General features: G+C 75.4%; 11 protein-coding genes. 4 read left to right on the top strand and 7 right to left on the bottom strand.

All coding sequences use genetic code 11. The features are described 5' to 3' along the window. Window positions 1-8: 8 nt before the first annotated feature. The 5 genes from M8C11_RS01955 to M8C11_RS01935 form a co-directional block, all read right to left on the bottom strand. Complete coding sequence (locus M8C11_RS01955; RefSeq protein ID WP_252448065.1) at window positions 9-1,283, bottom strand: NAD(P)/FAD-dependent oxidoreductase; 1,275 nt, start codon at window positions 1,281-1,283, stop codon at window positions 9-11. Beyond that, on the bottom strand, window positions 1,280-2,980 hold the full coding sequence (locus tag M8C11_RS01950; protein ID WP_252448064.1) for a prenyltransferase/squalene oxidase repeat-containing protein: 1,701 nt from the start codon (window positions 2,978-2,980) through the stop codon (window positions 1,280-1,282). The genes M8C11_RS01955 and M8C11_RS01950 overlap by 4 nt, the downstream gene beginning before the upstream one ends. Next, complete coding sequence (locus M8C11_RS01945) at window positions 2,977-4,014, bottom strand: UbiA family prenyltransferase (protein WP_252448063.1); 1,038 nt, start codon at window positions 4,012-4,014, stop codon at window positions 2,977-2,979. Before M8C11_RS01945 ends, M8C11_RS01950 begins: the two co-directional genes overlap by 4 nt. Next, on the bottom strand, window positions 4,011-5,030 hold the full coding sequence (locus tag M8C11_RS01940) for a polyprenyl synthetase family protein (RefSeq protein ID WP_252448062.1): 1,020 nt from the start codon (window positions 5,028-5,030) through the stop codon (window positions 4,011-4,013). The genes M8C11_RS01945 and M8C11_RS01940 overlap by 4 nt, the downstream gene beginning before the upstream one ends. 251 nt (window positions 5,031-5,281) lie before the next feature. Further along, window positions 5,282-6,307 (bottom strand): methyltransferase, encoded by a 1,026-nt coding sequence (locus tag M8C11_RS01935; protein ID WP_252448061.1) that lies wholly within the window; start codon window positions 6,305-6,307, stop codon window positions 5,282-5,284. Window positions 6,308-6,468: 161 nt separating this feature from the next. Between M8C11_RS01935 and M8C11_RS01930 the strand changes: the two genes are divergently transcribed. Then, window positions 6,469-7,332, top strand: coding sequence for a TauD/TfdA family dioxygenase (locus M8C11_RS01930; protein ID WP_252448060.1), 864 nt, complete (start codon window positions 6,469-6,471; stop codon window positions 7,330-7,332). Between the two features lie 7 nt (window positions 7,333-7,339). On the opposite strand, the gene M8C11_RS01925 is transcribed toward M8C11_RS01930, so the two are convergent. Then, window positions 7,340-8,551 carry a cytochrome P450 gene (locus M8C11_RS01925; RefSeq protein WP_252448059.1) on the bottom strand — a complete coding sequence of 404 codons (1,212 nt, stop codon included), beginning with the start codon at window positions 8,549-8,551 and terminating at the stop codon, window positions 7,340-7,342. A gap of 157 nt (window positions 8,552-8,708) precedes the next feature. On the opposite strand from M8C11_RS01925, the gene M8C11_RS01920 reads away from it, so the two are divergent. Both M8C11_RS01920 and M8C11_RS01915 read left to right on the top strand, forming a co-directional pair. After that, window positions 8,709-9,872 (top strand): nucleotide disphospho-sugar-binding domain-containing protein, encoded by a 1,164-nt coding sequence (locus tag M8C11_RS01920; RefSeq protein ID WP_252448058.1) that lies wholly within the window; start codon window positions 8,709-8,711, stop codon window positions 9,870-9,872. Window positions 9,873-9,882: 10 nt separating this feature from the next. Beyond that, on the top strand, window positions 9,883-11,085 hold the full coding sequence (locus M8C11_RS01915; RefSeq protein WP_252448057.1) for a cytochrome P450: 1,203 nt from the start codon (window positions 9,883-9,885) through the stop codon (window positions 11,083-11,085). Window positions 11,086-11,089: 4 nt separating this feature from the next. On the opposite strand, the gene M8C11_RS01910 is transcribed toward M8C11_RS01915, so the two are convergent. Next, window positions 11,090-12,499, bottom strand: a complete 1,410-nt coding sequence (locus M8C11_RS01910) for a condensation domain-containing protein (RefSeq protein WP_252448056.1) — start codon at window positions 12,497-12,499, stop codon at window positions 11,090-11,092. A 65-nt stretch (window positions 12,500-12,564) separates the two neighbouring features. Between M8C11_RS01910 and M8C11_RS01905 the strand changes: the two genes are divergently transcribed. Beyond that, complete coding sequence (locus tag M8C11_RS01905) at window positions 12,565-13,245, top strand: 4'-phosphopantetheinyl transferase superfamily protein (RefSeq protein WP_252448055.1); 681 nt, start codon at window positions 12,565-12,567, stop codon at window positions 13,243-13,245.

Below are 13,245 nucleotides of genomic sequence, written 5' to 3'. Positions count from 1 at the left end.
AGGCGTCATCATCGCTCACTTTCCGACGGGACCGGTGGGGACGTGGTGTGCGCGTGCCGGTCGGCCAGCAGCCCGAGCTGGTACAGCCGGTCGAGGGCGGAGAGCGGCCGGACGTCGGTGCCGGAGAGGTTCCCGGCGGTGAGCCCGAGCAGCCGCGGGTTGGCGGCGGTGCGGCGCATCATCCGCGCGCCGAGCAGCTTCGGCAGCCCGGACACGGCGGTGATCATGCGGGAGGCGTTGTGGCTGACGGTGGCGACGTGGTCCAGCCGGGGCCGCCGCGCCGCCTCGAAGGCCCGCAGCGCCCGGTCCACAGCGGCCGGTTCCGGCGCGCCGCCCTCGGCGGCCAGGCAGGCGGCGAGCGTCTCGGCGTCGCCGAGGGAGCTGTTGACGCCCTGCGCCGCCATCGGGTGCACCGCGTGGGCGGCCTCGCCGGCGAGCGCGAGACCCGGTACGGCCAGTCGTGCGCTGCGCAGCCGGTAGACCGCGAGCAACTGGCGCCGGTGCAGGCTCGCCCGCACGGCCGGGCCCAGAGGGCGGATCGCCGGCACGTCGGCGAGCAGCCGCTCGCACCACGCGTCCACGTCGGCCCGGCCCCGGAACTCGTCCGGCGTGACCTGCACGTAGAGGCGGCACCGCCCGCCCGGCAGCGGGTAGACCAGGCAGAGTCCCCGGCCGGTACGGTAGGCGGACACCTCGTCGGCCACCTCGGCGCCGCCCACGTCGAACGCGACCAGGCCGTGCGGGTACTCCCGGCGTTCCACGCCGATCCCGGCCGCGCGGCGCAGCGGCGAGGACATGCCGTCGGCCGCGACCACGAGCGGCGCCGGGATCTCCCGCTCGGCGCCGTCCGCGACGGCCCGGACGCCGCCGACCCGGCCGTCGCCGTCGCGCCGGACGCCGGTCACCCGCACGCCCCACCGGACCTCCACGGTGGCCGGTAGCCCGTCGGCGAGGACCGCGCGCAGGTCGCCGTAGTCGGCGCAGAGGATCTGCCGGTACGCCCCGGGCAGGCCGGCGTAGTCCAGGCAGAGCAACGGCTCGCCGTACGCGTCGCGGATGGCCAGCCGCCCGACCGCACGCGCGCCGGTGGACAGCAGGGCGTCCAGCGCGCCCCAGGAGTCGAGGATGCGTACCGTCTCGGGCTGGAGGATCTCGCCCTTGGCGATCGAGGCGGGGGCACGCTGCCGGTCGAGCACGAGCACCCGCAGGCCGAGCGCGCCGAGCGCGTGCGCGCAGGCCAGCCCGCCGGCGCCGGCGCCGGCCACCACGACGTCGGCGGTCATCGGGCCACCGCGTCCGGTGCGGCGCCGGATCGCGCGGCGGCGGCGCTGCGGTACTCACCGAGCGCCCGCAGCGCGAGCGCCTGGGTGATCACCGCGTTCGGGTACCGCATGTGATGGCGGATGTAGTTGCAGACCCGGGCGGCGGGCCAGGCGCCGTCCGGTCCGGCGGCGGCCACCAGCCGGGCCACGCCCCGGTCCACCGCGTCGGCGGCGTCGGGATCGCCGGTGGCGAGCAGGCCCTGCACCGCCCAGGACGTCTCCTCGACGGTGCCGTCCGTGCCGTCGCCCGGGCCCCACGAGCCGTCGGGCAGCTGGGTGTCGCGCAGCCACCGGGCCGCGCGGCGCACCACCTCGTGCCGGGCGTGCCCGACCCGGGACAGCGCGGCGACCACCACAGCGGTGCCGGAGGTGTGGTCGCGGTACCAGAGGTTCTCGAACGTGCCGCCGGGCGCGGCGCGGGTCAGCAGCCAGGCCGCCGCCCGGGCGATCGCCGGGTGGTCGTCCGGGTGCCCGGCGTCGTGCAGCGCGAGGACCGCCTGGCTGGTGATGGCCGGGCAGGGGCCGTCGTTGGCGAGCCGGGTGTCGCGGACCCACAGGCTCCACGAACCGCGGCTGTCCTGGCGGCCGGCGAGCCACGCCAGTCCCTGGCGCAGCACCGGATCGGCGCCGGCGCCGGGGAGTCCGGCGAGCGCGGAGAGGATCTCGGCCGACTCCAGCGTGACCGGCCAGCCCCGGGCGTTGGAGTAGCTCCACCCGCCCGGCGGGACGTCCAGCACCTCGAACGCCTCCGTCTTGCGGGCGGCGTGGAGGAAGTCCCGGGTGGCGTGCAGCCGGGGATCGTCGGCGTAGCCGGCCGCGATCAGCCCGGTCGCCGCGTACCCGGACCGGGTAAGGTCCAGGTTGGTGACCGCGTCCCAGGAGCCGTCGGGGCGTACCGCCCGGCGCAGCCAGCCGACGACGGCGCGGGCGATGTCCGGCGCCTCGCCGCTGCGGGCCAGGCCGAGCAGGACGAGCGCGGCCGGCCACGGATCCTCGCTCAGCGCGCCGGTGCGGCCCTCGTGGTCGTGGATCGACCGCAGCAGCCGCACCGCCGCCGGACGGGCCCGGCGAAGCGTGGCCCGGCGCAGCCGGCCGGCGGGCAGCATGTCGGCCTGCATGAGCGCGAGCCCGACGAACGGCGCGGTCCGGAACGACAGGCGCTGCCGGCGTACCCGGTCGAACAGGACGATCTCCAGCGGCAGCCGGCGCAGCGGGCCGGCCTCGGCGGTCATCCCGGCCATCGTGAGCAGTTGCCGGCACAGCAGCGAGATGGCCGGATCGGTGATCGTGTCGACGCCGCCGAGCGCGGCCAGCCGGGCCCGGCCCGCCGCGATCGCGTCGGCGCTTTCCGCGGGCGCGCTCAGCTCCAGCGCCGCGACCGCCACGGCGGTGGGTACGACTGCGGTGCCGGCGCCCACGACGCCACCCCAGCCGCCGTCGTCGTGCTGCGCCCGGCGCAGCCACGCGGTTCCGGCGCGGACCAGGTCGGCGCAGCCGGACGGGTCGGCGGCGTGCAGCGCGGCGACCGCGCCCGCGGTGCCGAGCACCGAGGCGGGCGGGTCGTCACCGAAGGCGCCGTCGGGTCGGCGGCGGCGGAACAGCGCCTCGGCGCCGTCGGTGAGAGCCTTCCCGACGGCCTCGGCGGTCACAGCGGTCATGGCGCGTCCTCCAGCGGCAGTCGACTGCGGGTGGCGAGGGTCAGGCCCGCGACCGGCGGGCCGAGTTCGTGCCGGACGCGCATGCCGCGCTGCGCCAGCCAGGTCAGCAGCACCATCGGCAGCGCGAGCGCGAGCTGCACGGCGACGCCGAGGCCGAGCCCGACGGCCGCCGAGGCCAGCACGACCCGCTCGACGACCAGGACCGAGTGGGCGCGCAGCGCCACCAGGACGGGCATCCCGTCGCGGCGCGCCACCAGCGGGGCCAGCGCGACGACGCCGGTGACCAGGACGACGAGCACCGTGGCCAGGTACGCCGTGCGGGTGCCCGGCCCGGCCAGCAGTCCGGCGGTAACGGCGGCGCCGATCGTGACGGCGTAGAGCGCCACGACGGTCCGTACGGCCACCGGCACGCCGCGCCCCACCGGCAGCGTGCGGTAGCCGCCGGCGCGGTCACCGTCGATGTCGCGCAGCGCGCCGACCAGGTTGGACATCGCGTCGTGCGACCAGAACGCGACGACGAGCGCGAGCAGCACCGGCACCGCCCAGGCCCGGTCCGGCGCGAGGCCGGCGGCGAGCGCGCCGTAGCCGAGCGCGACCGCGCCGAGCGCGCCGCGGACCAGGTTGCCGGCGATCCCCCGGGCCTTGAACCACCTGCTGTACGCGACGATGCCGCACCCGGCCAGCAGCGCCGCCACCGTGGTGCCCCAGCCGCCGAGCACGGCGAGGACGCCGAGCGCGGCGAAGCAGGCGCTGCCGCACCGCAGTGCCGTGCCCGCGCGCAGCCGGCTGGACGGGATCGGCCGGTGCGGCTTGCTGCCGGCGTCCAGCTCCCGGTCGAAGTAGTCACCGAGATAGTGGCCGCCCAGCCAGCCGGCGGTGGGCGCGGCCCAGGCCGACAGCAGCAGCCACGGGTCGCGCCGTCCACCGGCGACCGCGGCGCCGGCCAGGCCGACCAGACCGACGTACCAGAGGGTGTAGGGCCGCCAGGTCTCCACGTGGGCCCGCAGTGCTCGCACGGCGCCGGCCGTGCTCACGCCATCTCGCTCGTCATCCAGGCCGCGATGCCGGTGAGCACGTCCGCGCTCGCGGACGGGGTGAGCACTGCCAGCTCGGCGCGGGCCCGCTCGGCGTGCTCCACCATCCGCCGCCGCGCGCCGTCGACCGCGCCCGTGTCGCGGAGCAGGGCGGTGACCCACTCGACGTCGCCGGGGCCGGCGCCGCGCCGGTGCAGCACCGCCAGCAGCTCCACCCGGGCCGCGTCGCCGACCGCGTCGTACGCCAGCAGCAGCGGCAGGGTGGGGCGGCCGTTGTTGAGGTCGCTCGTCGCCGGTTTGCCGGTCCGTTCCGGGGTGGACAGGTAGGACAGCAGGTCGTCGCGGATCTGGAACGCGGTGCCGACGTGCTCGCCGTAGCGGGCCAGCGCGGCCGACACCCGCGGGTCGGCGCCGCCGAGCAGCGCGCCGATGTGGCACACGGCGCGGAACAGCGAGCCGGTCTTGAGCCGGATCATCTCCGGATACCAGCGGGCGCCCGCGTCCAGGTCGCCGACGAGCCGTTCCTCCAGCGACTGGCCCCGGCACAGGTCCTGGCCCGCCTCGGCGAGCGCGGTGACGGCGGCGACGACCGACGCCGGGGGCACCGCCCGGCCGCCCTCCACGACGGCCCGGAAGGCGTGGAAGATGAGGTGGTCGCCGGCCACTATGGCGCCGGGGATGCCGTACGCGACCGGGACCGCGGGCCGGCCGCGGCGCAGCGTGTCGGCGTCGATGATGTCGTCGTGCACGAGCGTCGCGACGTGCAGGTACTCGGTGCCGAGCGCGGCGGCGAGGACGTCCCGGGGCGATCCGCCCACCGCCTCGGCGGCGTGCAGCGTCATCATCGGGCGGAGCATCTTGCCCGCCGGCAGCAGCGCGTAGCGCACGATCGCGTCGAGCTGGTCGGGCGTCTCCGGCCAGCGCCGGCCGAGTTCGGCACGCAGCAGCCGCCCCGATTCGCTGCGGGCCAGGTCGTCGATGAAGGGCGGATATCGCGTGGAGCCAGCAACCGTCATGACGCGTCGACCCTTTCGCCAGGGATCGGCTAGTCGCCACGCGAGACGTTACCGCTCGCCCCTCCCGCGAACAACCATTGATAAATGCGCATGCATATGGGTGGCCGCAAATGTCGTGACAGCATTCTTCAGCACAATGACCGATGCCCAGAGAAATCCGCCGTTTGGCCCACGGCCGCCATGTCGATGCATATACGTCAATGTTCGGGCGGACGGGACGGCACCGGACAGGTGCGACCCGTCCGCCTGGGTCAGGCGCCGGCGGCGAACTCCATGAGCGTCAGCCCGTCGGCGCCGTGGTAGGTGCGCCGGGGCGCCAGTCCCGCGGCGGAGGCCAGCACGGCGAACTCGGGCAGCCCGCGCTCGCGCCCACCGACGAGCACCAGCATGCGCAGGTCGTACGGCGACAGGTGCGGCACGTGCGGCACCGTCGGCAGCACCTCGATGACGAGCACCCGGCCCGTACCCCCGGCCGCCTCGGCGCAGCGCCGCAGGATCGCGGTGGCGTGGGCGTCGCTCCAGTCGGTGAGCGCGCGGGAGACCACGTACACGTCGGCGCCGGGCGGCAGCGGGGCGAAGAAGTCCCCGACCACGGCCCCGGCCCGGTCGGCGAGGCCGCACGCGGCGAAGGTCGCGGCGGCGGTGGCCACCGGCTCGTCGCGGTCGACGAGCGTGCCCCGCAGGTGCGGATGGGCGCCCAGCACCTCCCGCAGCAGCCCGCCCGCGCCCCCGGCCACGTCGACCACATGCCCGACCTCGTGCCAAGGGTAGAGCGCCGCGACCTCCGGCGCGGTGAACCGCTGCTGGCTGAGCATCAGCGCGTCGAAGTAGGCGCGGTGGTCCGGGTGGGCGTCGAGGTCGGCCCAGAAGTCGCGCCCGTGCACCTCCCGGTAGCCGGGCCCGCCGGTGCGGATCGCGTGCGGCAGGCCCGTCCACGCCAGGTCCATCCGCGCGCCGAGACCGGCGAGGTCCAGATAGGCGCCGTGGCCGCCGCCGTCGCGGTCGCAGAGCAGCTCGCCGACGTCGGTCAGGCCGAACACGTCCGGCGACACCTCGATGAACACGCCCCGGTGCACGAGGTAGCGCAGCAGCCGGCCCAGCGCGGAGACGTCCGCGCCGCAGGCGTCGGCCAGCTCGCCCAGACCGGTGACGCCCGCGGCGATCCGGTCCGGCACGCGCAGCGTCACCGCCGTGCGTACCGCGAACGGGGTAGCCAGGTCGGTGAGCCGGTCGAGCCGCTCCCCCGCGTCACCCTCGATCGGGGCATCGATCGACACCGGCGCCTCCTCCCGCGTCGCGGGCCGGCACCGCCGCCCCCGCCGGTGCGAATGCTTCCAGGCGTACGGCGGGTGAGTCAACGACGACGGCTGGTTAGGACATTCATGGACGTGGAACAATGCGCGGACCAGCCGTGGCGCGCAGACCGGAGGGATCATCGATGACCACATCCATCGCGGCCGAGGTCCGGCTCGTCTCCGGCGCGCTGGGCGCCGAGGTCCACGGCATCGACCTGAACACGCTCACCGACGAGGGCTTCGCGCTGATCCACGACCTGCTGCTGAAGCACCAGGTGGTGTTCCTGGCCGGCCAGACCGGGCTGACGCCGCAGGCGCACGTCGCGTTCGGCCGCCGATTCGGCGAGGTGGAGCTGCACCCGTACCTGCCCCGGCTGGACGGGCACCCGGAGATCGTCGTGATCGACTCCGCCGACGGCGGCAAGGTCGACGTCTGGCACACCGACATGACGTTCCACCAGAGCCCGCCGATCGCCTCGATCCTGCACCTGATCCAGCTGCCCGAGGTCGGCGGCGACACCATGTGGACCAACCAGTACCGGGTCTACGAGGCGCTCTCCGCGCCGATGCGGGACCTGCTCGACGGGCTGACCGCCGTCCACGTCATCCGGATCGGCACCGAGTTCACCAGCCGCGCCGAACACCCGGTGGTCCGGGTGCACCCGGAGACCGGCCGCCGCTCGCTGTACGTCAACCGGCTGTTCACCTCGCACATCCCGCAACTGACGCGCAACGAGAGCGACGCGCTGCTGGAGCACCTGTTCACCTTCTCCGAGAGCCCCCAGTTCACCTGCCGGTACCGCTGGCGGACCGGGGACGTCGCGGTGTGGGACAACCGGGTCACCCAGCACTACGCCGTCAACGACTACGACGGCCTGCGGCGCGGGCAGCGGATCACCGTGCTCGGCGACCACCCGGCCGGGAACCCGCCCCGGTGGGAGCACTACGTGCCGGCACCCGGCGAGCGCTACTGGCCGGGCCGGGTCAACGCGGTGGAGAGCTACTGACCGGCGGTCACCAGGTGACCGGGAAGGAGGCGATGCCGCCGTTCATCCGATCGTGCCGCCACGGGATCTCCGCAAGCGGCACGGCAGGCGACAGCGCCGGCATCCGGGTCAGCAGCGCGCCGAGCGACAGCTCCACCTGCATCCGGCCCAGCGCCGTGCCGAGGCAGAAGTGCGGCCCGAAGCCGAACGTCAGGTGCGGCACGCCGGGCCGGCGGTCGATGTCGAAGACGTTCGGCTCGGGGAAGAACCGGGGATCGCGGTTGCCGGCCCACGGGATCGCCATCACGCAGTCGCCGGCCCGCATCGCGACCCCGCCGAGGACCAGGTCCTCGCGGACCACCTGTACCCGGAACATGGCGCTCACCGACGTGTAGCGCAGGATCTCGTCGGTGGCCGCGGGAAGCTTGCCCGGCGCGGCGCGCAGCTTCGCCAACTGCTCCGGGTGCTGGAACAGCGCGAGCAGGCCGGCGCTCGTGGAGTTGATCTCCAGCCCGCCGAGCAGGACGCCCATGGCCAGCTCGACCAGTTCGGCGTCGGCCAGCTCGTGCGCGTCGCCGCCGCGGACCCAGGCCGAGAGCAGGTCGTCACCGGGCTCGGCCCGCTTGCGCGCGAGCTGGCCGGCCAGGTAGTCCCGCAGTTCCACCTGCGCGGTCGCGGCGGCGGCGGAGCCGTACGCGGTGACCGAGTTCAGCCCCTCGATCCAGCCGTAGAACCGGGGCCGGTCGGCGGCCGGGACGCCGAGCACGTCGCACACCACCAGCACCGGCAGCGGTGCCACCAGCCCGGCCACCACGTCGGCCGGGCGCGGACCGGCGAGCATGGCGTCGACCAGCTCGTCCACCAGCCGCTGCACCCGGGGCCGGAACGTGCCGATGCGCCGGGCGGTGAACGCGCGGCCGGCCACCCGCCGCACCACGGCGTGTGCCGGGCCGTCCATGTTCAGCTCCCGGGGGCCGCCGCCGTCCGGTGTCGCTGTCGCGCCCAGCGGAAGCCGGGAGAACCGGGGATCGGCCAGGACGGTGCAGCAGTGCTCGTAGCCGAGCACGAGCCAGGCCGCCCGCCCGTCGGGCAACCGCACCCGGCTGACCGGCTCGGCGACGACCATCTCCAGCAGCTCGGCGGGAAGGTCGCCGGTGAACGGTTCGAACGGATAGGAACGCAGCCCGGAATTGACTGTCACGGCGCCACCGGCCAGCTGATCGCGGTCCACGTCCGACATCGGCTAAGAGTCCAGCATCGGTTAGTCCGACGTCAATATCCATGGCATCGGTCCGCGACCTTCCGCGTACCGGTGCCGATCCCCTAGCATCGGTTCTCCAGGGCTGCCGTTTCGCCGCGCGGATTGGTGGGATTTGACTGCGCCGCTGCGAATTCTGATGTCGACGTGGGGCTGGCGGTCGCATTTCTACAGCCTGGTCCCGCTCGGCTGGGCGTTGCAGGCCGCCGGCCACGAGGTGCGGGTGGCCAGTCACCCGTCGATGGCCGCCACGATCAGCGCGGCCGGGCTCGCCGCCGTACCGCTGGGCGCGGACGTCGACTTCGCCGAGGCGTTCGCGGGCCGGATCGGCGCGGTGGCCCCGCTCGCCGGTTCCGCCCCGGCCGGCGCCGTCGAGCCGGCGATCACCGCCGACGGCGGGGTGGTCCGGTTCGCCGACGCCGTCCTCGACGACCTGGTCGCCTTCGGCCGGTCCTGGCGGCCGGACCTGGTCCTCTGGGAACCGTTCAACCTGGCCGCGCCGGTGGCCGCCGCCGCGCTGGGCGTGCCGGGCGTGCTGAACCTGTGGGGGCCGGACTCCTCGACCACGCTGCGCCTGGACCCGGACGAGGTGATCGGGCCGCTGGCCGCCCGGTTCGGGCTCTCCGCCGCCGACGTGCCGTTGGACGGCGTACTGACGCTCGATCCGGTGCCGCCGCCCATGCAGGTGCCGATGCGGCGCCCCGGCCGCCCGGTGCGGTTCGTGCCGTACAACGGTCCGGCCGTGGTGCCGGACTGGCTGCGCCGCCCGGCGGACCGGCCCCGGGTGTGCGTCACGGCGGGCACCATGATGGCCGGCGCCGGGCTGCACGACCGGCTCGACCTGGGCGGCGTGATCCGGGCGGTGGCCGGGCTCGACATGGAGGTCGTCGTGGTGGTCGAACCGCGCCAGCACGAGGGGCTGGGGCCGCTCCCGGCCCGGGTCCGCCTGGTCGACGGGCCCCTGGCGGTACGGCTGGTGCTGCCGACCTGCGCCGCCCTGGTGCAGCAGGGCGGGGCCGGCACCACCATGACCGCGCTCGCGTACGGCGTGCCGCAGCTCGTCCTGCCGCAGGTCAGCGACCAGCACTTCAACGCCGGGCGGCTGGCGGTCACCGGCGCCGGCGCCTGGCTGGCGGGCGAGCGCGCCACCGCCACCGCGATACGGGATCTCGTCGGCGAGCTGGTCGGCGACGGCCCCCGGCGGCGGGCCGCGGCGCTGATGCGTGACCGGGTCCACGCCATGCCCTCCCCCGCCGAACTCGTGCCGACGCTCGCCGCCCTGGCCCGGGGCGGCCCGATCTGAGGAGTCGCAGATGACGCAGGAGCCACCGGCCATCACCTACCCGCTCGCGCCGGCTCCGACGATCTACCACCCGTCGCCGGACTACACCCGGATGCGCGAGACGTGCTCGGTGGCCCGGGTCGAGCTGCCCGACGGGGCGTGCGCGTACCTGGCCACCCGGCACGCCGACGTGCGCCGGGTCTTCACCGATCAGCGGTTCAGCCGGGCCGCCGCGGCCGGCCCGAACCGCCCGACCCGGGAACTCGGCTCGCTCGCCGAGGACTCGCTGATCGGGATGGACCCGCCGCGGCACACCACGATGCGCCGGGCCGTCTCGCACGCGTTCACCGTCCGCCGGGTGGAGGAGCTGCGCCCGCAGGTGGCGGCGCTCGTCGACCGGATGATCGACGACCTGGAGGCGGCCGGTCCGCCGGCCGACCTGATCACGCACGTCTCCGGCCCCCTGCCGATCTCCGTGATCAGCACGCTGTTCGGCATCCCCGACCGGGACCGGGAGCGGGTACGCCAGTGGTCGGACGCGCTCGTCGGCGACTGGGACGCCGACCCGGAGGCGCCCCGGGCCGCGCTGGAGGCGTTCCGTGAGCTGATCGACCAGCGGCGCCGCGAGCCCGGCGACGACCTGATGAGCGCGCTCATCGCGGTCTGGGACGAACACGACGACCTGACCGAACGGGAGCTGGTCTCGGTCACCGCCGGGATCTTCGTGGGCGGGCACGAGACCACCACCAACCAGCTCAACCTGTTCCTGCTCGTGCTGGCCCGCCATCCCGAGCAGCTCGCCGGGCTGCGCGGCGACGATCCGGTGGCGGTCGCCCGGGCGGTCGAGGAGCTGTCCCGCTTCATCCAGCTCGGCGACAACGGGGTGCTGCTGCCCCGGGTCACGACCGAGGAGGTGGAGCTGGGCGGCGTACGCCTGCCGGCCGGCGCCGCGGTGCTGCCGGCGATCGCGTCGGCGAACCGGGACGCCACCGTGTTCCCGGGCGCGGACACGCTCGACCTGGCCCGTGTGCACAACCCGCATCTGGCGTTCGGTGCCGGCCCGCACCACTGCCTGGGCGCGGCGCTGGCCCGGATGGAGTTGCAGGAGGCGCTGGGCGCACTGCTGCGGCGGCTGCCCGGGCTACGGCTCGCGGTCGACGAGTCGGAGCTGCGGTTCCGGCCGGGGCTGGTGGTGCGCAGCCTGGAGTCGCTGCCGGTGACCTGGGACCGGTGACCGGTCAGCCGCCCGCCGACCCGGGGGTGACCCGGGTCGGCGCGGCGGGGTCGAGGGCCGCCTCCACCGCCACCTCCTCCACGCCGCGCAGCAGCCGTTCCGCCTGCTCCTCGGTGAAGCAGCCGAAGTCGAAGATCACCTGGAGGAGGACCGTCTCCGGCTGGTCCTCGACGGTGATGAACATCTGCTCGGGCAGGTGGTCCAGCGGGCCGTCCCAGACCAGGAACGTCTCGTCCGCCCGGCGGCGGATCCGCTCGGCGGTCACCGGGCCGTCGTGCAGCCCTCCGTCGGCCGCCTGCCGGGTGGTCACCCGCCGGTCGTTGATCCGGCAGGTGATCCGGGCCGGGTACCCGCGTTCCGCGTCCAGCCGGTCCGCCACCTCGGCGAGCTGGGCCGGGTCGTAGTAGGCGTACTTCCCGGCGGAGACCGCGGCCCGGCGGGCGCGCGCCACCACCTCGTCCACAGTGGTGTCGGCGGTGTCGACGCGCAGCACGCCGTTCTGGCTGAGCGGGGCGACGGCCTCGGCGAAGCCCGGCCGGAACCGGTTGCCGACGATGAGCTTGGCGGTGAGCGGGCTGACGCCGGTGGCCCGGCCGATCGCGACCGCGATGACCGCGAGCAGCACGCGCGAGGTGTCGGTGCGGGTCCGCGCCGCGACGGCCCGCACCGCCAGGTACGCAGCCGGCGAGCTGAACCGGCCGTGCCAGTACCGGTGGCCCCGGCGCCCTCCGGCGGCCGGCTCGCCGAACGTCAGCGGCGGGACGTCGCGCAGGTGTCCGGCCCAGTGACGCACGGCCCGGTCGCTGACCCGGCGCAGCGGCGGCGTCGCCTCCCGCCGGCCGAGGTCGAGGATCTGCACGGTACGCGGGTCGGCGACCCGGCGGACCGGCCGGCCGGCCAGGCCGAGGTCGGCCAGGATCAGGGACGTGGCGGTGCCGTCCACCACGAGGTGGTCGATCGTCAGCACCCGGTGCACCAGGGCGCCCCGGTGCCGGATCACCGCCATCTTCACCGACCAGTCCCGGTAGAGGTCGTAGTGGCTCAGCAGACGGGCGTGGCCCAGGTCGTAGGCGAACGCGGCCACGTCGGCCGGGTCGGCGTCGTCGGGTACGTCCACCACGTCCAGGACCGTCTCGCCGCTTCCCGACACGACCTGGCACGGGCCGTTCCCGTCGCCGTCGCCCAGCCGCATCCGCAGCGCCGGATGGCGGGCCATCAGCGCGGCGAACTCGGCCGCGACCTGCTCGACCGTGACACCCGCCGGCACCGGGTGGGCACCGCTGACGTTGTGCGTCCAGCCGGTCTCCCGCATGTCCTGCATGATGGCCTTCTGCCCCCAGGTCAGGGGCGCGGTGCCGGCGCCCGGCCCGGCGAACGGCACGGGAACCTGGGCCTGGACCGTCTGCGCGAACACCCGTTCATCAGAGCAACGCGTATCGGCGTGTGTCAACGTGAGCGCGCACGGTTACGCTGCCGTCCATGCGGGACGCCGTCCGGGTCTGGATCCTTGCGGCAGCGGTGCCGGCGGACGAGCTGGCCCGGTACCGGGCGGTGCTCGACGCGGACGAGCGGGACCGGGCCGCGCGGTTCGGCACCGGGGTGCTGCGGGACCGGTTCACGGTGGCGCACGGCGCGCTGCGCGTCCTGGCCGGAGGGGCCACCGGCACGCCACCGGCGGCGCTGACCTGGCGCCGGGGCCGGTACGGCAAACCGGCGCTGACCGCACCGTGGAGCGGGCTGCACACGAGCCTGTCGTACTCCGGCGACCTCGTGGCGGTCGCGCTCAGCGAGGGCCGCCCGGTCGGGGTGGACATCCAGCACGTCGCGCCGGGCGGGGATCCGGTGTCGGCGGCCGCCCGCTTCTTCCACCCCCGGGAGGCGCGGCACGTCGTGGCCGGACCGGACCAGGCCGGCCGGGCGCTGCGGTTCACCCGGCTGTGGGCGCGCAAGGAGGCGGCCGTCAAGGCGGCGGGGGGCCGGCTGTGGCCCAACCTCGGGATGCCGGTGCACCGGGGCGACGTGGTCGAGTGCCTCGACCCGGCCGGCCCGCACCGGCTCGCCGACCTGCCCACGCCCGCCGGGTACGCGGTGGCGGTCGCGCTCGCCGGTGACCGGCCGTACGTCGTCGAGTGCCGCACCGGCCTCGGTCACGATCGGTGA

The organism is Micromonospora sp. CPM1 (genome assembly GCF_023896895.1).
GTDB classification, from domain to species: domain Bacteria; phylum Actinomycetota; class Actinomycetes; order Mycobacteriales; family Micromonosporaceae; genus Micromonospora; species Micromonospora tulbaghiae.
Note: the sequence above shows the minus strand (reverse complement) of the source record. Positions and strands in the feature narration are given on the sequence as shown.